This is a genomic window from Stenotrophomonas sp. 704A1, from assembly GCF_030549525.1.
GTDB lineage: Bacteria > Pseudomonadota > Gammaproteobacteria > Xanthomonadales > Xanthomonadaceae > Stenotrophomonas > Stenotrophomonas tuberculopleuritidis.
Window position 1 is genome coordinate 635,524 of sequence record NZ_CP130831.1, and the last position, 19,868, is coordinate 655,391.

Consider the following 19,868-nt stretch of genomic DNA (forward strand, 5'->3'; position numbering starts at 1 on the left):
GCCATGCCCGGCGGATGCATCATGCGAGCGACGCCGGAGGTGCCTGTCGCACCCCCGGCTTCTTGCTTACTTCAGGCCGTCGCTGACCGCCTTGGTCAGCGTGCCCTGTGCATCGTCGCCGCTGAACTCCCAGACGAACGCGCCGCCCAGGCCCTGGGTCTTCACGTAGCCCATCTTGCGGGTGATGTTGGCCGGCGTGTCGAAGCTCCACAGCGTGCTGCCGTTGTAGATCCAGGTGGCGCCGGCGGTGTTGTCGGTATAACCCTGCCAGGCCAGGTTCTTCAGCACCTTCCAGTCTTCAATGCCGGCCTCGTAGGTGCCCGGTGCCGCGCCGGTCGCCGTCTGGTACAGGCCGTTGTTGGCGTTGGTTACACCGGTCCAGCCACGCCCGTAATAGCCGATGCCCAGGTTGAGCTTGGCAGCGGGCACGCCGCGGCTGATGAAGGCCTCGATGGCATCGTTGCTGTTGTACAGCTTCTGGTCGCCGGTGGACGGGTCATTGGGCGAATCGAACAGCGCCGACTGGTGATTGGTCTTCGCATCCCACGCGCCGTGGAAGTCGTAGGTCATCACGTTGATGTAGTCCAGGTACGGGTGGTAGGCCGCCGGGTCGGTGACGCGGATCTTGTCGATGCCGGCACCTACCGCCACCGTCAGCAACAGGCCCGGACGCACCGCATCAAGCTGGCGGCGGAACTCGGCCATCAGCGCGGTGAAGTTGGCGTTGTCCTCCGGCTTGCCACATTCGATGCCGCACGCCACCGGGTACTCCCAGTCGATATCGATGCCGTCGAACACCCCCAGTGCGGCACCGGCACCACCGGCGCCATCGGTCACCGGCAGGTTGCCCTTGATGTAGGCGTCGATGCACGAGGCGACGAAGGCCTGGCGGTTTTCCGGGCGCGCCGCGCTGGAGAAGCCACGCGACCAGGTCCAGCCACCCAGCGAGATCAGCACCTTCAAGCCCGGGTGCTTGGCCTTGAGCTGCTTGAGCTGGTTCCAGTTGCCGCGCAGCGGCTGGTCCCAGGTATCGGCGCTGCCGCTGACACTTTCGCCGGCACCGAACGCCTTGGTGTAGTCGGCGAAGGCGTCGCCGCCGGCACCGGTGTTGGGATCGGAGGCCTGGGTGATGCCCACTTCGCAGCGGTTGTTGCGCACATTGCCGAAGGCGTAGTTGATGTGGGTCAGGCGGGCGGCCGAGCCGCTGCTGTCGATGTTCTTGACCCGGTAGTTGCGGCCGTAGATGCCCCACTGGGTGAAGTAGCCGATGACCCGCTTGCCGGTGGTGCCGCCATCGCCGGCCAGGGTGGTGGCACTGATCTCGGTGCCTTGGGCGGATGCATTGCCGGCGTTGTCGCGGGCGCGCACGCGGTAGCGGTAGGTGGTGGAGGCAGTCAGCCCGCCATCGACATAGCTGGCACTGGACGGCGAGCCGACCAGGCTGCCGTTGCGGTACACGTCATAGCCGGCCACGCCGCTGCCACCCGCGTTGTCGGTAGCGGGGCTCCAGCTAAGCGCGATGCTGCTGGCGGTGCGGGTACCCACGGCCAGGCCGCCGGGCACGCTGGGCGGGGTGGTATCGCCGCTGGCCGCGTTGACGGTGATGGTGACGGTCGCGGTGCTGGCCGTGGCGTTGTTGTTGTCGGTGGCCACCGCGCGCAGGGTATGGCTGCCGGCGCTGGCATTGGCCCAGCTCGCGCTGTAGGGCGCGCTGCTGTCCACGCCGATCGAGCTGCCGTCGCGGAAGAACTCGACCTTGCTGACGCTGCCGTCCGGATCACTGGCGTTGGCGGTCACGTTGACCGTGCTGCCGGCGCTGAACGTGGCGCCGTTGGCCGGTGAGGTCAGGCTGACCACCGGCGGCTGGTTGCTGCCGCTGCCGTCGCAGGCCCCGAGGTTGGTGTAGTAGGGCGCGCCGGCCGGGTGGTCCGGCGGTGCGTTCCAGATGTCCTGGTTGGCCCGATAGAGCACGCCTCCCTTCTGCAGGGTGTCGCCGGCCCGGTAGATCCTGGCCTGGTCCCATTCGGCTACGCCGGCACAGCTGGCGGCATGGGCCAAGCCGGGCAGGGCGACGGCCCCGGCAAGGGCCAGCAGCCACGCCAGGCGGCGGGGACGACAGCGATGGAGGGGACGTTCGGCACTGCGTACATCGGCACTCTGCACAAGCGGGTCGTACATGGTGTGTCTCCGATCGATCAAGTGGCGCGCGGGCCCCGATGGCGCCGCGCGTGACGCAGGTCCGGGCGTCGCCCGGGAAGGCGACGGAGGGGTCGGACGGAGGCACCTGGGAGGCCGGGGAGAGAGTCCGGCGCCAGGTGGGGACAACGTTGTCATCAATTGCGTGGTCAATCCGTGAGCAAGCGCATGGTTCCGGGATTCGGGCGGAGAGCGCTGCGCGCGGTCGGCGGCCATCGGCGGAGCCCCCCGTGGCCGGGGTGGGTCGCGTACAGCGGATTTCTGGGGTTTGGCCGGGTGGGTGGGCTGCGCGGCCAGCCACCAAAGACAGAACAAGAATCAAAAGCTGCCGGTAGCTTCGCTCTTCAATGTCTCACTTCTGATGTCCCTCGTTGCCGGCCAGCGGCCGGCATGATGGCCTGCCCGAGCGGTTGGCGGATGACAGCGGCGAAGCGGTCAGGCAGGCGCTGTCCGGTCTGGGGCGCTACCCTTCAGGTAGTGCGCATGGCGGATTTCATCAAGGAGCAGTGTCTCCGGTTCCCTGCCAGGCGTCTCCGTACCAATCTCACCGCCTTCCAGAATTTTCCAAGGATGAACAACCGAATCGTTGTTGAAACCCATGTGAAGACGGGTGAGCGGTTTACCGACTTCTTCGACTATCAAGGAGGATTCAATAGTCAGGCGTCCATCGAAGGCGCGCTGGTCCTGACGATTGATGGCATACCGCTTATCGACAAAAGCATGTATGACTACGTCGATGACCTGTGGAGCTATTTGTCAGAAGGCTTGCTGCAGGTCAGTGAAGGCAGGTCGTTCAGCTGTTTTTTTCCTGACCAGCCCATCGAAGTCAAGCTGACCCCGGGCAAGGATCGACTGCAGGTGAGCGTCACTTGCCACGGTGAGGTTTCTGTTGCAGTCGACAGGGATGAATTTGTCTGCGTCATGAGCGAGCACGCACGCAGGTTTTTCACCCGGTTGCAGGCGATCGAGCCTGCCGCCAAAAGCAACTGCGACTACGTATTGGGACATCTGAACAGGATTCGTCGGTAGTGCCGATCACTGCTGTCTGCCGCACCCGTTCCCTGTCCTGGATGAAACGCGCTGCAGTAGGTGGGGATCGGTGGAAGGCGGCGGGGGGATCGGAGGCAGGTCCGGCCGCTGGACCTGTCCCGTCTCCCTGCCGGAAACCCGCTTCTGCGCTTTGGCGGGGGGCTGCCGGCCAGCGGCCGGCACTGCCACGGGTGCCGGGCGCCGCCCGGCCAAAGCCCACCCCCGCTTCCGGTACAATGTCGGGCCCGTTTCCCAACTACGGTTCCCCGGACATGATGGTCCTCGAGGGCGCGCCCGCCCTGTCGCCGTTCCGCCGCGAACGTCTTGAATCCCGCCTGCAGTCCATCGCTCCCTCCCTGCGCATCAGCGGTGCCTGGCACGTCTACTTCGTGCAGGCCGAAGGTTCGGCCGCTGCCGACGTCGATACCCTGTGCCGCATCCTGGAAGCCCGCCCGCAGGGCGAGGCGGTCAGCGAGGGTGCCGTCAGCCGCATCGTGGTGCCGCGCCTGGGCACGCTGTCGCCGTGGTCGAGCAAGGCCACCGAACTGGTGCGCGGTGCCGGCCAGCCGGTCAGCCGGGTCGAACGCGGCCTGCGCATCGACGTGCTGGGCTGGCCGGCCGATGCCGCGGCCCAGCAGGCGCTGGTCAAGGCGCTGCACGACCCGATGACGCAGTCGGTGCTGGAGACCGTGGCCCAGGGCCAGGCGCTGTTCACGGCGCCGGCCCGGGGCGAACTGGAGCGCATACCGGTAGACCAGCTGGAGGCCGCCAACCAGCGCCTCGGCCTGGCCATGGCCCAGGACGAGATCGACTACCTGCGCGAGCGCTTCACCGCACTGGGCCGCGCGCCGTCCGACGTTGAACTGATGATGTTCGCGCAGGCCAATTCCGAGCACTGCCGGCACAAGATCTTCAACGCCAGCTGGACCATCGACGGCCAGGATCAGGAACGTTCACTGTTCCGCATGATCAAGAACACCCACCAGCAGACCCCGCAGCACACGCTCAGCGCGTACAGCGACAATGCCGCGGTGATCGAAGGCCATCCGGCCTCGCGTTACCGCCCGGACCCGGCCAGCGGTGAGTACCGCCGTGAACCGCAGGTGCCCAGCGCCTTCCAGATCAAGGTGGAAACGCACAACCATCCGACCGCGATCGCGCCGTTCCCCGGGGCCTCGACCGGTGCTGGTGGTGAAATCCGCGATGAGGGTGCCACCGGCCGCGGCGGCAAGCCGAAGGCCGGCCTGACCGGCTTCTCGGTCTCGCACCTGCGCATTCCCGAACTGCCGCAGCCGTGGGAGGCGCCGCGCGCGCTGAATCCGCGCATGGCACCGGCGCTGGACATCATGACCGACGGGCCGCTGGGCGGCGCGGCGTTCAACAACGAATTCGGGCGCCCGGCGCTGCTCGGCTACTTCCGCAGCTTCGAACTGCCGGAAGGGGCCGACCTGGTGCGTGCCTATGACAAGCCGATCATGCTGGCCGGCGGCCTCGGCGCGATCGACCGCGTGCAGGTCGACAAGATCCTGCTGCAGGACGGCGATGCGGTGATCGTGCTCGGCGGCCCGGCGATGCTGATCGGCCTCGGCGGGGGTGCGGCCAGTTCGGTCGCCTCCGGCGAGAGCGCCGAGGACCTGGACTTCGCCAGCGTGCAGCGCGACAACCCGGAAATGGAGCGCCGCTGCCAGGAGGTCATCGACCGCTGCGTGGCGATGGGCGCCAACAACCCGATCAAGTTCTTCCACGACGTCGGTGCCGGTGGCCTGTCCAACGCCATTCCCGAGCTGCTGCACGATTCCAGCGTGGGCGGCATCATCGACCTGGGCAAGGTGCCGACCGACGATCCGTCGCTGTCGCCGATGCAGCTGTGGTGCAACGAGTCGCAGGAGCGCTATGTGCTGGGCGTGGCGCAGGATCGGCTGGCCGAGTTCGCCGCGCTGTGCGCACGCGAGCGCTGCCCGTTCGCGGCCGTGGGCGTGGCCACCGCAGAAGAACACCTGGTGGTGGCCTACGGTGCTGTCCCGGGCAACATTCCGGCCGATGCGCCGATCGACCTGCCGATGGACGTGCTGTTCGGCAAGCCGCCGAAGATGCACCGCGACACCGCGCACCCGCCGGCACCGCGCTGGCCGGCGCTGAAGACCGGCGGCCTGGACCTGCAGGAAGCGGGCCTGCGCGTGCTCGCGCACCCGACGGTGGCGGCGAAGAACTTCCTGGTCACCATCGGTGACCGCAGCGTCGGCGGCCTGACCGCGCGCGAGCAGATGGTGGGCCCGTGGCAGCTGCCGGTGGCCGACGTGGCGATCACCTTGGCCGACTTCGACGGTGTGGCCGGTGAAGCCATGGCGCTCGGCGAGCGCACGCCACTGGCGCTGCTCGATGCCGCGGCCTCGGCGCGCATGGCGGTGGGTGAGGCACTGACCAACCTGTGCGCGGCGCCGGTCGATGCGCTGGACGAGATCAAGCTGTCGGCGAACTGGATGGCCGCAGCCGGGCACCCCGGCGAGGATGCGCTGCTGTACGACGCAGTGAAGGCCGTGGGCATGGAACTGTGCCCGCAGCTGGACATCAGCATTCCGGTGGGCAAGGACTCGCTGTCGATGCAGGCGCAGTGGCACGATCAGGGCGAGGCGCACAAGAGCGTGTCGCCGGTGTCACTGGTGATCACCGCGTTCGCCCCGGTCGCCGATGTGCGCCAGCAGCTGACCCCGCTGCTGGACCGCGACGTGGACAGCGAGCTGTGGCTGATCGGCCTGGGCGCCGGCAAGCAGCGCCTGGGCGGTTCGATCCTGGCGCAGGTGCATGCCGACCACGGCGACCTGCCGGCCTTTGCCGGTGCGGCCCCGGACCTGGACGACCCGCAGCGCCTGCGCGGCTTCTTCGAACTGATCCGCGACGCGCGCCAGGCCGGCCTGCTGCGGGCCTACCATGACCGCAGCGACGGCGGCGCATTCGCCGCGCTGTGCGAGATGGCCTTCACCTCGCGCCTGGGCCTGGACATCACCCTGGATGCGTGGGGCGATGATCCGTTCCGCAGCCTGTTCAATGAAGAGCTGGGTGCCGTGGTGCAGATCGCGCGCGAAGACCGCGCGGCGTTCGCCGACCTGGTCGAGCGCCATGCGCTGACCGAATGCGCGCAGCGCATCGCCAAGCCGACCACCGCGCCGGTGGTGCGGGTGGCGCTGGGCGGTGAAACCCTGGCCGAGTGGCGCTGGGACGCGCTGTTCGATGCCTGGTGGTCGGTCACCCACGCCATGCAGAAGCGCCGCGACAACCCGGCCAACGCCGATGCGGAGCGCGAGGTAGCCCGCGCCTTCAATGCGCCAGGACTGAAGCCGAAACTGACGTTCGACCTCAGCGAGGACGTGGCGGCGCCCTTCATCAGCACCGGCGCGCGTCCGCGCGTGGCGGTGCTGCGCGAGCAGGGCGTCAACGGCCAGATCGAGATGGCCAACGCCTTCGAACGTGCCGGCTTCCGTGCGTTCGATGTGCACATGAGCGATCTGATCGAAGGTCGTGTCGCGCTGCAGGACTTCACCGGCCTGGTCGCCTGCGGTGGCTTCAGCTACGGCGACGTGCTCGGTGCCGGCCGTGGCTGGGCCACCTCGGTGCTGGAGCGCAGCGCACTGCGTGATGCCTTTGCCGCGTTCTTCGCACGCGAGGACAGCTTTGCGCTGGGCGTGTGCAACGGCTGCCAGATGATGAGCCAGCTGAAGGACATCATTCCCGGTGCCGGGCACTGGCCGCAGTTCCGCCGCAACGCCAGCGAGCAGTTTGAAGCCCGTACCGCGCTGCTGGAGGTGGTGGAATCGCCGTCGATCCTGCTGCGCGGCATGGCCGGTTCGCGGTTGCCGGTGGCGGTCGCCCATGGCGAAGGCCAGGCGGTGTTCGACACTGCGGTGGACCAGGCGGCGGCGCGGGTTGCCCTGCGCTACATCGATGGCAACGGCCAGGTGACCGGCCAGTACCCGTTGAACCCGAACGGATCGCCGGAGGGCATCACCGGCCTGACCAGCACCGACGGCCGCGTCACCATCATGATGCCGCACCCGGAACGGACCCCGCGCGCGCTCAACCTCAGCTGGGCTCCGGCCGAGTGGCAGGGCGATTCGCCATGGATGCGCATGTTCCGCAACGCACGGGTCTGGTGCGGCTGATCACGCGCGCGCTGCGCAGCTGACGATGCCATCGCGTATGGAAACCCGCCGGGAAACCGGCGGGTTTTTCTTTAATAACGCGTGAAAATCCTGCACTGGCCATCAGTTACATACGTTTTCATATGTGAAGATTCCATCACGCGTACCTAACAAAATACCCAGATAAACACGCGGAATAGTGAACTGCTTCACGGCAATGCGTTTTGCTGTGTCAAAGTCTTGACGATTCGCAAAGATGCCGTTAACACTTGAACCCCGTTTCAAATCTGTTCATTCCGCAGTAACCGCACGGCGCACGCGCTCGGTTTTCTGTCCCTGCGCGCCGTTCGGCAATACCCCGCAGTAAATCACGCGAATAACGCCCCCAGGGGACGTTGGACCAGAAGGTCCGGCGGTGGCGTTGCTTTGCCCAAAACCAGTCCAATCAGGAGCCGTACCGATGAATCGGATTTATCGCAAGGTCTGGAACAAAGCACTGGGTCAGCTGGTGGTGGCCTCGGAACTGGCCTCTTCCGGCTCGCCAGGCGGGGTCATCGACCAGCGCCGTGCTGCAACCGGGGCAGCGCCGGCACGGCTGGCCGTTGCACTGGGCCTGGTACTGGGATTGGGCATGGCAGGCGGCGCTGCGGCGCAGTCGGTCGAGATCGGCGGCAGCGCGAACTGCGTGGTGCTCAACAGCAAGGTGGTGGACAAGTGCCTGGTCGATGGCAGCGCCAGCGCCAAGGGCAGCAACGCGGTGGCGATCGGCGCCGGCACCAGTGCCACCGGCGCCAACAGCGTCGCGCTGGGCGCTGGTTCGCGGGCCAGCCGCGCCAACACCGTGTCCGTCGGTGATGCCGGCAAGGAACGGCAGGTGACCCACGTCGCCGCCGGCACGGCCGCGACCGATGCGGTGAACAAGGCGCAGCTGGATGCGCAGGCGCGCGCCACCCAGGATGCGCTGGCCGACGTGGCTGCCGATGGCAGCCGCTACTTCAAGGCCGACGGCGCCGGCGACGACAGCGACGCGGCGAAGATCGACGGGCAGGGCGCCATCGCGGTCGGCAGTGGCAGCCAGTCGCTGGCCAACGCCACCACGGCGGTGGGTACCCAGGCCATCGCCGCCGGAATCGGCGCCAGCGCCTTCGGCCAGAACGCACTCGCCTTCGGCGATGCCAGCGTGGTGGTCGGGCAGAGCGCGGCGGCCTTCGGCCTCGGCGACACGGCGGTGGGCGCCAGCGCCGTGGCGGCCAGCGAGAACGGTGCGGCCACCGCACTGGGCGCGCTGTCCGAAGCCAGCGCCGATGGCGCAACCGCGGTGGGTGCCGGCGCCGTGGCGATGGGCCCGGGCAGCACATCGCTGGGGCGCGGCGCGACCGCCGCCAACGAAGCATCGATTGCGGTGGGTGCGTTCAGCACGGCGGTGGGTGAGTTCAGCACCGCGCTGGGCTCCAATTCGGCGGCCGTTGCCACCGGCAGCGTGGCGCTCGGCGCCGGTTCGCTGGCCGATCGCGTGGATACGGTTTCCGTCGGTGCGGTCGATTACGGCCTGACCCGGCAGATCACCAGTGTGGCCGCCGGTACCGAAGACACCGACGCGGTCAACGTGGGCCAGTTGAAGGACGTTGCGGCCGTGGCCGATGCCACCGCCAAACGCTTCCAGGCCACCGGCAGCAGCAACAGCGATGCCGGCGCGCTGGCCGAAGGCGAGGATGCGCTGGCCGCGGGTGAGGCGGCCAATGCCATCGGTACCGGTGCGACCGCCGTCGGTGCCGGTGCCACCGCCGTCGCACAGAACGCAACGGCCGTGGGCAACAACGCGCTGGCCTCGGGCCAGAACAGCGCAGCCTTCGGCAACAACGCACAGGCGGTGGGGCCCGGCAGCGTGGCGGTGGGTGGCGCAGCGGTGGATGCCGAAGGCAACCCGCTGATCACCAGCGGCGGTGTTCCGGTGGAAACCGGTGCCACCAGCGCCGGTGTCGGCGGCACTGCGGTGGGCGCCAGTGCCGACGCCGGCGGGTTTGCCGCCTCGGCCTACGGCGTAGGCGCCTACGCAGCCGGTGCGCAGTCTTCGGCGTTCGGCGCGGTGGCCAATGCGGTGGGGGATTACTCCACGGCACTGGGCACCCAGAGCAATGCCACCGGCACCAGCAGCGTGGCCATCGGTGGCCCGGCCGATCTGATTCCGGGGCTGGGCTTCTTCGTGCAGACCCAGGCCAGCGGTGAAGCGGCCACGGCCGTCGGTGCCGGCGCGATTGCCAGTGGCGACCGCGCGCTGGCCACTGGCAGCCTGACCGAGGCATCCGGTACCGAAGCGACGGCCGTGGGCTACTTCGCCTACGCGCCTGGCGAGAACGCCAGTGCGCTGGGGGCACAGACCTGGGCCAGCGGCGCGCAGAGCACCGCCGTGGGCTATTACGCAACCGCCCGCGGCGCCAACAGCGTCGCGCTGGGCGCCAATTCCGAAGCCGTGCGCGCCAACAGCGTGGCGGTCGGCAGTGCTGGCAACGAACGTCAGGTCACCAGCGTGGCAGCCGGCACCGAAGCCACCGATGCGGTGAACAAGGCGCAGCTGGATGCGGTGTCCGCCACCGCCGATGCCACCGCGCGCTTCTTCCAGGCGCAGCCGGAAAGCGGCAGCGATGCCGGCGCCTTCGCTGAAGGCGAAGGCGCGGTGGCGGCGGGTTCGGCCAGCAATGCGATCGGCGCCGGTGCAGTGGCGCAGGGCGCTGGCGCCAGCGCGATTGGTGCCGACACGGTGGCACTGGGCCGCAACACCTTCGCCGACGGCGACGGTGCGGTGGCCGTGGGTGGCCTCGGCCAGGCCTACGACGAGTACAACCAGCCGCTGCTGGATGAGCAGGGCAATCCGGTGCAGGTCGGCACGACCGCCGCAGCCGGTTCCACTGCCGTTGGCAACGCCGCGCAGGCCACCGGTGCCAGCAGCAGCGCGTTCGGCACTGCGGCGCAGGCCACCGGTGACAACAGCGTCGCGGCCGGCGGCAAGTCGCGCGCCACCGGCGGTTATGCCGTCGCCGTGGGCGACAGTGCCTTCGCCAAGGCAGACGACAGCACCGCCGTGGGTGGCTACAGCACTGCCAGCGAGGAAGGTGCCACCGCCTTCGGCGCCGGCGCCTGGGCCACCGGTCGCAACGCCTCGGCGTTCGGCCCAGCCGCATGGGCCAGCGCCAACGGTGCCACCTCCATCGGCTACAACAGCTGGGCCAACGGCAGCAGCTCGACCGCCGTCGGCCGCGGTGCCTTCAGCTATGGCGACAACAGCGTCGCACTGGGCTTCCAGGCGCTGGGCAACAGCATCAACAGCATTGCCATCGGTACCAACACGGTGGCCGGCGGCGAAAGCGCGATCGCCCTCGGTGCAGGCAGCACCGCCAGCGGCAACAATGCCGTCGCGCTGGGTGCCGGTTCGGTGGCCAGCCGCGACCGCAGCGTGTCGGTGGGCAGCGCAGGCAGCGAACGGCAGATCACCAGTGTTGCCGCCGGCACCCAGGCCACCGATGCGGTGAACAAGGCGCAGCTGGATGCCGTGGCGTCCACGGCGGCAACCACCAGCAAGTACTTCCAGGCCAGTGGCAGCGATGACAGTGATGCCGGCGCCTATGTGGAAGGCGACAACGCCTTGGCTGCCGGTGAATCGTCCAATGCCATCGGCAACGGCGCCACCGCACTGGGCAGCGGTGCCAATGCACTGGGCAACAACGCGCAGGCACTGGGCTTCAACGCCCTGGCCAGCGCCGCGAATGCCAGTGCGATCGGTGCCAACGCGCAGGCCACCGGCGAATACGCCACCGCACATGGTGCAGAGAGCGAAGCCAGCGGCGAGCAGAGCGCGGCCTTCGGTGCGGCATCGGTTGCCAGCGGTGCCGGCAGCACCGCCACCGGCGTGTTGTCCGATGCCAGCGGCGAAGAAGCGGTGGCCGTAGGCTACTTCAGCAATGCCAGTGGCGAGGCCGCCACGGCGGTCGGCAGCGAGAGCGTGGCCAGCGGCACCGCCTCGGCCGCATTCGGCATCGGTGCCGAAGCCACCGGCGGCTACAGCACCGCCATCGGCGGCTATGCCAATGCCTCGGCATTCAATGCCACCGCGTTCGGCAACTTCGCCAATGCGTCCGGTTCCAACAGTGTTGCCGTGGGTGGCGATTCGGAAGCCTCCGGTGCCTACAGTACGGCCACCGGCCAGGGCAGCCTGGCGACCGGCACCAACGCGGTCGCGGTCGGCGGTTCGTTGTTCGGCCTGCTGGCGACCGAAGCCTCCGGCGATTACTCCACCGCCGTCGGTGGTGGCGCCTATGCACCGGGCACCAACAGCACCGCGCTGGGCAACGCGGCTGAATCGCGCGGCGCCAACAGCGTGGCGCTGGGCGCCGATTCGATCGCCGACCGTGACAACACGGTGTCGGTCGGTGGCGGCGGCAACACCCGCCAGATCACCAACGTGGCCGCGGGTACCCAGGGTACCGATGCGGTGAACAAGGACCAGCTGGACGCCGTGGCCGCGGAAGGCGCGCGCACCAGCAGGTACTTCCAGGCCAGCGGCAGCGCCGACAGCGATGCCGGCGCCTACGTGGAAGGGGACAGCGCGCTGGCCGCCGGTGAGGCCGCCAACGCCATCGGCAGCGGTGCCACTGCACTCGGCGGCGGCGCAACGGCGGTGGCCGCCAACGCCACGGCGGTCGGCTTCAACAGCCTGGCCAGCGGCGCCAATGCGGCGGCGGTCGGCAGCAACGCGCAGGCCAGCGGCGAAGACAGTGCCGCGCTGGGCAACGGCGCGGTGGCCAGCGATATCAGCGCCACCGCCACCGGTGCCGGGGCACAGGCCACGGCGGTGTACAGCACCGCCAACGGTGCCGAAGCCAATGCCAGCGGCGCGCAGTCGTTGGCCAGCGGCTTCCGTGCGGCGGCCTCGGCCGATGGCACCACTGCGGTCGGTGGCTACAGCGAGGCCACTGGGCGCCTCGGTTCGGCACTGGGGTATGGCACCGTGGCCAGCGGCGCCAACAGCACCGCGGCCGGTGCGTTCGCCGCTGCCTCGGGCGCCAGCTCGGTGGCCATGGGTGATTCCAGCGAAGCCAGCGGCGACGAGAGCGTGGCGATCGGTGGCAGCACTTTCTTCGGCCTGATTCCGGCGCGCGCCAGTGGCACCGGCGCCGCCGCGTTCGGTGCCGGTGCCTGGGCCACCGACGACTACACCACCGCGATCGGCTGGAACTCATGGGCCGACGGTGCCGAATCGACCGCGCTGGGTGCCAGCGCCACCGCCAACGGCGCCAACAGCGTTGCACTGGGCGCCGGTTCCCGGGCGGACCGCGACAGCACCGTCGCCGTCGGCAGCGTCGGCAACGAGCGCCAGGTCACCCATGTCGCCGACGGTACCGAAGGCACCGACGCGGTGAACAAGAACCAGCTCGATGCGGTTGCAGCCACCGCAGACAGGACCAGCAGGTACTTCCAGGCCAGCGGTGGCGCCGACAGTGATGCCGGTGCCTACGTGGAAGGGGACAATGCCGTGGCTGCCGGTGAGGCCGCCAACGCCATCGGCAACGGTGCCATCGCGCTGGGCGGCGGTGCCACGGCGGTCGCCGCCAATGCCACCGCCGTCGGCTTCAACAGCCTGGCGACGGCCAGCAACGCAGCGGCAGTGGGCAGCAACGCGCAGGCCAGCGGCGAAGACAGTGCGGCACTGGGCAGCAATGCGGTGGCCAGCGGCGTCAGTGCCACCGCCACCGGTACGGCCGCGCAGGCAACGGGGGTCTACAGCACCGCCAACGGTGCAGAGTCCGTCGCCAGCGGTGCGCAGTCGCTGGCCAGCGGCTTCCGCTCCACCGCATCGGCCGACGGCACCACCGCCATCGGCGGTTACAGCGAAGCCAGCGGCCGCCTCGGTACCGCGCTGGGCTACGGCTCGGCGGCGACCGGTGCCAACACCACCGCGGTGGGCTTCGGCGCGGCCGCAGCCGGCAGCGACGCCGTGGCCGTCGGTCAGTCCAGCGAAGCCAGCGGTGCCGAAAGCGTGGCCATCGGCGGCAGCACGTTCTTTGGCCTGATTCCGTCGCGCGCCAGCGGCACCGGTGCGTCGGCATTGGGTGCCGGCGCGTGGGCCACCGATGACTACGCCACTGCGATCGGCTGGAATTCATGGGCCGACGGCGCCGAATCGACCGCGCTGGGTGCCAGCGCCACCGCCAACGGCGCCAACAGCGTCGCATTGGGTGCCGGCTCCAAGGCCGAGCGTGACAATACGGTGGCGGTCGGCAGCGCCGGCAGCGAGCGCCAGGTCACCCATGTCGCCGACGGTACCGAAGGCACCGACGCGGTGAACAAGAACCAGCTCGATGCGGTTGCAGCCACTGCAGACAAGACCAGCAAGCACTTCCAGGCCAGCGGCAGTGCCGACAGCGATGCCGGTGCCTACGTGGAAGGGGACAGCGCACTGGCTGCCGGCGAGGCCGCCAATGCGATCGGCAACGGCGCCAGCGCGCTCGGCAGCGGTGCCACCGCCGTAGCCGCCAATGCCACCGCCGTGGGCTTCAACGCGCTGGCCAGCGGCAGCAACGGCGCTGCGCTGGGCAACGCCGCGCAGGCCACCGGTGTGGACAGCGTCGCGCTCGGCAGCGCTGCCGCCGCCAGTGAACTCGGCGCCAGTGCCACCGGTGCCGGTGCACAGGCCACGGGGGCCTACAGCACCGCCAGCGGCGCGCAATCCGCCGCCAGCGGCACGCAGTCGCAGGCCAGCGGCTTCCGTGCCACCGCAACGGCCGACGGTGCGTCGGCGCTGGGCAGCTACGCTGAGGCCAGTGGTCGTCTCGGTACCGCTGTTGGTTACAGCGCCAAAGCCACCGCAGCCGGCTCGACCGCGGTGGGTTTCGGTGCCACGGCAAGTGCCGCCAACAGCACGGCGTTGGGCGCGTCGGCAGTGGCCGATCGGGCGAACAGCGTGTCGGTGGGCAGCGCAGGCGCAGAGCGGCAAATCACCCGCGTTGCCGCAGGCACCCAGGCCACTGATGCGGTGAACCGCGCGCAGCTGGATGCGGTCGCTTCCACCGCCGATGCCACCAGCCGCCACTTCCGCGCCAGCGGCAGTGGCACCGCAAGCGCCAGCGGCACCGACGCGGTGGCCATCGGCTCGGCCGCCAATGCCGGCGGTGCACGCAGCAACGCACTGGGAGCCAATGCCTCGGCCATTGGTGGCGGCGCGCTTGCGCTGGGTGCCAACAGCGGCGTCACTGGGACCAACTCGGTCGCCCTCGGCACCGGTGCCCGCGCCCTGGAAGCCAACGTGGTGTCGGTCGGCGGCGGCAACGGCACCGCCGGTCCTGCTACGCGTCGCATCGTCAACGTCGCCGATGGCCGCATCGCCGCGGGCAGCAGCGATGCAGTGACCGGTTCGCAGCTCAACGTCACCAACCAGCGCGTAGGTGCGGTGGAAACCCGTGTCGGTGATTTCGATTCGCGCATCGCCACCGTGGAAACCAGTGCCGCCAATGCGGTGGGCTACGACGATGCCAGCCGTGAGCGGATGACCCTGGGTGGCCTGCAGGGCACCACGATCGACAATGTCGGCGCCGGCAGCATCGCCTCCGGCAGCCGCCAGGCGATCAACGGTGGGCAGTTGTTCCAGTCGCTCAGCGATGCCGCCAGCTTCCTCGGCGGCGGCGCCAGCGTCGGCATGCAGGGCGTGTTCGTGGCCCCCAACTACGTGATCCAGGGGGCCACCTACAGCAACGTCGGCGATGCACTGGGCGCACTGGACCGCAAGGTCAGCGAGATCGATCGTCGTACCGCCAGCGGTGCGCGTGCCGGTACGGCCAGCCTGCGTTCGATGGCGGCGCCGCTGGCCGCGGACGGCGGCAACCTGGCCGATGCGCCGGCCAGCGCCGATGCGACCGCTGCCAGCGCAACCGCCAGCGCGGCGTCCAGCGGCGCGCGGGTGCAGGGTACGCCCACCGCCGCCAGCGCCGGCAGTGCACAGCCGGCCCTGGTCGGTGGCGGCCTCAATGCAGTGGCCATGGGCGATGGTGCGGTTGCCAGCGGGGCCTCGTCCACCGCGGTCGGCCAGGGCGCGACCGCCACCGCGGCCAACGCCGTGGCACTGGGCCAAGGGTCGGTTGCCGATCGCGCCAACACCGTCTCGGTCGGCAGCGAGGGCAACGAGCGCCAGGTCACCAACGTGGCGGCCGGCACCACGGCCACCGATGCGGTCAACAAGGGCCAGCTGGACCGCGGCATCACCACCGCCAACAGCTATACCGACAGCCGCGTGCAGGCGGTCACCGACAGCTTCGACGTGTTCAAGGGCGAGGTCGACGGTCGCCTGCGCCACATGGACCGCCGCATCGATCGCCAGGGGGCGATGAGCGCGGCGATGCTCAACATGGCCACCAGTGCGGCCGGTATCCGCACCCAGAACCGGGTCGGTGTCGGCATCGGTTTCCAGGGCGGCGAGTCGGCCCTGTCGCTGGGCTACCAGCGTGCGATCAGCGATCGCGCCACGGTCACCCTCGGCGGTGCCTTCAGCAGTGATGACAGCTCGGTCGGCGTCGGTGCCGGCTTCGGCTGGTAAGTGCGGAACCACGTGCCGATGGCCCCGCGCCATCGGCATGTCTTGCAGAGAGCGCCAAGGGGCGTGGCACGGCAACCCTGGTGGGCCAGCCAGGGCAGTCGCAGGGAGTGATGGCCGTAGTGAGCTCCGTCCGTGCAACGGGCGGAGAAGGAAAGCTCAACCATGACCTTGAAGAGGATTTCGAACGTGACCAAGAAGCAGACCCTTCGCATCAACGTGCTTGCTGCCGCCGTGCTGTCGCTGACCGTCGGCGTTGGAGCCGCGCATGCGGCCAAGCCGGGCGCGGCCAAGGAGCCGGCGCGCGTGGCCAGCGCTGCCCAGCAGAGCGTGGACGGCATCATCGTGAAGTACCGCAGCGGTACCGCCGCGGCCAGTGACCGTTCGAGCAAGCTGTCGGTGGTGCAGTCGGCACTGTCGCGCGCCATCGTCAGCAGCGGCACCACCAGCCGCGCCGCGGCGCTGTCACCGGCGGTCGAACGCCGGCTCGGTACCGGCGGCGACCTGATCCGCCTGAAGAGCAAGCTCGACAGTGCCGACATGCAGAAGGTGCTGGCCGAACTCAACGCCGATCCGTCGGTGCAGTACGCCGTGGCCAACGTGCGCCTGCAGCGCTCGGACCTGCGCAGCAGCGGCAGCGTGCAGCCGGCGCTGGTGCCCAACGACCCCAACTACGCGCAGTACCAGTGGAACTTCTTCAATGCCACCGGCGGCGTGAATGCACCGGCGGCGTGGGATGTGTCGCAGGGCGAGGGCATCGTGGTGGCCGTGCTCGATACCGGCATCCTGCCGGGCGTGCCGGACTTCGGCAGCAACCTGCTGGAAGGCTATGATTTCATCAGCGACAAGGAATCCTCGCGCCGACCGACCGACGGTCGCGCGCCCGGTGCCACCGACTACGGTGACTGGGTGGAAACCGCCAACGAGTGCTACAACGGGTCGGAACCGGAGGGCAGCTCGTGGCACGGTACCCACGTGGCCGGCACCGTGGCCGAGGTGACCAACAATGGCAGCGCCCTTGCCGGCCTGGCGTACAAGGCCAAGGTGTTGCCGGTGCGCGTGCTGGGCAAGTGCGGCGGTACCCTGGCCGACATCAGCGATGCCATCACCTGGGCATCCGGTGGCAGCGTGCCGGGCATTCCGGCCAACGCCAACCCGGCTGAAATCATCAACATGAGCCTGGGCGGCGGCGGCGCGTGTGACGCGGCGTACCAGGATGCGATCAACGGTGCGGTCTCGCGCGGCACGCTGGTGGTGGTGGCCGCCGGCAATGAGACCGACAACGCGTCCAAGTATCGCCCGGCCAGCTGCAACAACGTGGTTGCGGTCGGTGCGACCCGGGTCACCGGTGGCATCACCTACTACTCCAACTACGGTACGGCGGTGGACCTGTCGGCGCCCGGCGGCGGTGGCAGCGTCGACGGCAACCCGAACGGGTACATCTGGCAGGTCGGTTCCAGCTCGGAAACGACCCCGGATGCCGGTGAGTGGGTGCTGATGGGCAAGGGCGGTACGTCGATGTCCTCGCCGCACGTGGCCGCCGTGGCCGCGCTGGTGCAGAGCGCGCTGATCGCCCAGGGCAAGGACGCGCTGGCGCCGGCGGCACTGGAAGCCCTGCTGAAGCAGTCGGCCCGCCGCTTCCCGGTGACCATCCCGGCCGCGACCCCGATCGGAACCGGCATCCTCGACGCCAAGGCCGCGCTGGATGCGGCGCTGGCCGAGCCGTGCACCGAGAACTGCGAACCGGAAGGCATCCCGCTGACCAACAAGGTGACCGTCGGTGGCCTGGCCGGCGCCGCCGCCAGCGAGACCGTGTATACCTTCGAAGCCGCGGCTGGCAAGACGCTGAGCGTGCTGACCTATGGTGGCAGCGGCAATGTGTCGGTGTACCTGGCGCAGGGCCGCGTGCCGACCGCCACCGACAACGATGCCCGGTCGACCCGTCCGGGCAACACCGAGACCGTACGCGTGGCCAAGCCGGTGGCGGGCACGTACTACATCAAGGTAGTCGGCGAAGCGGCCTACAGCGGCGTGAGCATTCTCGCCACGCAGTAATCCCGCCATGTCGTAGTTGAACGCGCGAGGCCCGTCACGTCGTTGTGACGGGCTTCGTCTTTTTACGAAACCGGCCGCCGGGACAGCGGAAGTCCCGGCTTAACTGCTAAAGTCGGGACGATCGACAGGAGAGTCACGTGAACGCGCTCGCTGCCACCGTTACCGACGACGCCGAGGGCCGCATCCTGGATGCGTTGCTGGCGCGCGGCCGGCTCAAGGAAGGGGATCTGGCCCGGGCGCGGCCGCTGCACGCCGAATCCGGTGGCAGCCTGCTCGGCCTGCTGGTGCGGTTGGGGCTGGTGTCCGAACGTGACCAGGCCCAGGCCAGCGCCGATGTGCTGGGGCTGCCGCTGCTGGAAGCCCGGCAGCTGCCCGAGTCGCCGCCGCAGGCGCTGGCCGAAGGCCTGCCGCTGTCGCTGCGCTTCCTCAAGCAGTTCCACGTCTGCCCGCTGGCGCTGGATGAACAGGGCGTGCAGCTGTGGCTGGCCGATGCCCACGATCCGTATCCGCAGCAGGCCGTGCAGTTGGCGCTGGGCGTACCGGTCACGCCGCTGCTGGGCATGCGCGCGGAGATCGACGATCTGGTCGAGCGCTGGTTCGGCCAGGGCCGCAGTGCGATGGGTGCGATCGTGGAGACCGCCGACGGCGAGGGCGGGGCGGTGGACGACATCGAACACCTGCGCGATCTGGCCTCCGAAGCGCCGGTGATCCGCCTGGTCAATCTGGTCATCCAGCGTGCGGTGGAACTGCGTGCTTCGGACATCCATGTCGAGCCGTTCGAGAACCGCCTGAAGGTGCGTTACCGGGTCGACGGGGTGCTGGTGGAAGGCGAGAGCCCGCCGGCCAACCTGACCGCTGCGGTGATCAGCCGCATCAAGATCATGGCGCGGCTCAACATCGCCGAGCGCCGCCTGCCGCAGGACGGCCGCATCATGCTGCGCGTGCAGGGCAAGGAACTGGACCTGCGCGTGAGCACCGTGCCGACCGCGCACGGCGAGAGCGTGGTGATGCGACTGCTCGACCGCGAAACCGTGGTGTTCGATTTCCATCGGCTGGGATTCACCGATGCCTTCCTGCCGCAGTTCCGCAAGGTGCTGGAGCAGCCGCACGGCATCCTGCTGGTCACCGGCCCGACCGGTTCGGGCAAGACCACCACGCTGTACACCGCGCTCAGCCAGCTCAACACCGCCGACGTCAAGATCATCACGGTCGAGGATCCGGTCGAGTACCAGATCGAAGGCATCAACCAGATCCAGGCCAAGCCGCAGATCGGCCTGGATTTCGCCAACGCGCTGCGCAGCATCGTGCGCCAGGACCCGGACATCATCATGATCGGCGAAATGCGCGACCTGGAAACCGCGCGCATCGCCATCCAGTCGGCACTGACCGGCCACCTGGTGCTGTCCACGCTGCATACCAACAACGCTGCCGGCGGCATCACCCGACTGCTCGACATGGGCGTGGAAGACTACCTGCTGACCTCGACCATCAACGGCATTCTCGCCCAGCGCCTGGTGCGCCGGCTGGAGCCCACCCACGCCGAGCGCTACGAAGCGTCGCCGGAAGAGATCGAACGCTTCGACCTGCGCCGCCTGCAACCGCAGGGCAGCATCCACCTGTATCGCCCCAGGCCCTCGGCGCTGGCGCCGACCGGCTACCTCGGGCGCACCACGATCATGGAGTTCCTGGTGATGAACGACGCGCTGCGGCGTGCGGTCATGCGCCGCGATGGCATGGGCGAGATCGAGCGCATCGCGCGCGAAGCCGGCATGCGCACCATGTACGAGGACGGCCTGGCCAAGGCCCTGAGCGGGCAGACGACCCTCGAGGAAGTCCTGCGCGTCACCGAGGAAGGCTGATGCGCGCCGGGAGAC

At 69.2% G+C, this 19,868-nt stretch carries 6 protein-coding genes; 5 read left to right on the forward strand and 1 reads right to left on the reverse strand.

Going from position 1 to position 19,868, the window contains the following annotated elements; all coding sequences use genetic code 11:
- Positions 1-66 precede the first annotated feature (66 nt).
- Positions 67-2,178 (reverse strand): glycosyl hydrolase family 18 protein, encoded by a 2,112-nt coding sequence (locus Q5Z10_RS02915; protein WP_303637854.1) that lies wholly within the window; start codon positions 2,176-2,178, stop codon positions 67-69.
- Between the two features lie 501 nt (positions 2,179-2,679).
- Between Q5Z10_RS02915 and Q5Z10_RS02920 the strand changes: the two genes are divergently transcribed.
- The 5 genes from Q5Z10_RS02920 to gspE all read left to right on the forward strand — a co-directional run bounded on the left by Q5Z10_RS02920 (position 2,680) and on the right by gspE (position 19,853).
- The gene (locus Q5Z10_RS02920; RefSeq protein ID WP_303637855.1) at positions 2,680-3,225 is read left to right on the forward strand and encodes a hypothetical protein; all 546 of its coding nucleotides are present in this window, start codon (positions 2,680-2,682) and stop codon (positions 3,223-3,225) included.
- Between the two features lie 272 nt (positions 3,226-3,497).
- Positions 3,498-7,382, forward strand: coding sequence for a phosphoribosylformylglycinamidine synthase (gene purL / locus Q5Z10_RS02925; RefSeq protein ID WP_303637856.1), 3,885 nt, complete (start codon positions 3,498-3,500; stop codon positions 7,380-7,382).
- A 439-nt stretch (positions 7,383-7,821) separates the two neighbouring features.
- Complete coding sequence (locus Q5Z10_RS02930; protein ID WP_303637857.1) at positions 7,822-15,942, forward strand: ESPR-type extended signal peptide-containing protein; 8,121 nt, start codon at positions 7,822-7,824, stop codon at positions 15,940-15,942.
- A gap of 186 nt (positions 15,943-16,128) precedes the next feature.
- Positions 16,129-17,994, forward strand: coding sequence for a S8 family peptidase (locus Q5Z10_RS02935; protein WP_503457463.1), 1,866 nt, complete (start codon positions 16,129-16,131; stop codon positions 17,992-17,994).
- 137 nt (positions 17,995-18,131) lie between these two features.
- Positions 18,132-19,853, forward strand: a complete 1,722-nt coding sequence (gene gspE, locus Q5Z10_RS02940; protein WP_303637859.1) for a type II secretion system ATPase GspE — start codon at positions 18,132-18,134, stop codon at positions 19,851-19,853.
- Positions 19,854-19,868 lie beyond the last annotated feature (15 nt).

What these genes read in the sequence shown, in the direction of transcription:
- purL (WP_303637856.1), top strand. Translation starts at nt 3,498, where the DNA reads ATGATGGTCCTCGAGGGCGCGCCCGCCCTGTCGCCGTTCCGCCGCGAA.
- Q5Z10_RS02915 (WP_303637854.1), bottom strand. Translation starts at nt 2,178, where the DNA reads ATGTACGACCCGCTTGTGCAGAGTGCCGATGTACGCAGTGCCGAACGT.
- Q5Z10_RS02920 (WP_303637855.1), top strand. Translation starts at nt 2,680, where the DNA reads ATGGCGGATTTCATCAAGGAGCAGTGTCTCCGGTTCCCTGCCAGGCGT.
- Q5Z10_RS02930 (WP_303637857.1), top strand. Translation starts at nt 7,822, where the DNA reads ATGAATCGGATTTATCGCAAGGTCTGGAACAAAGCACTGGGTCAGCTG.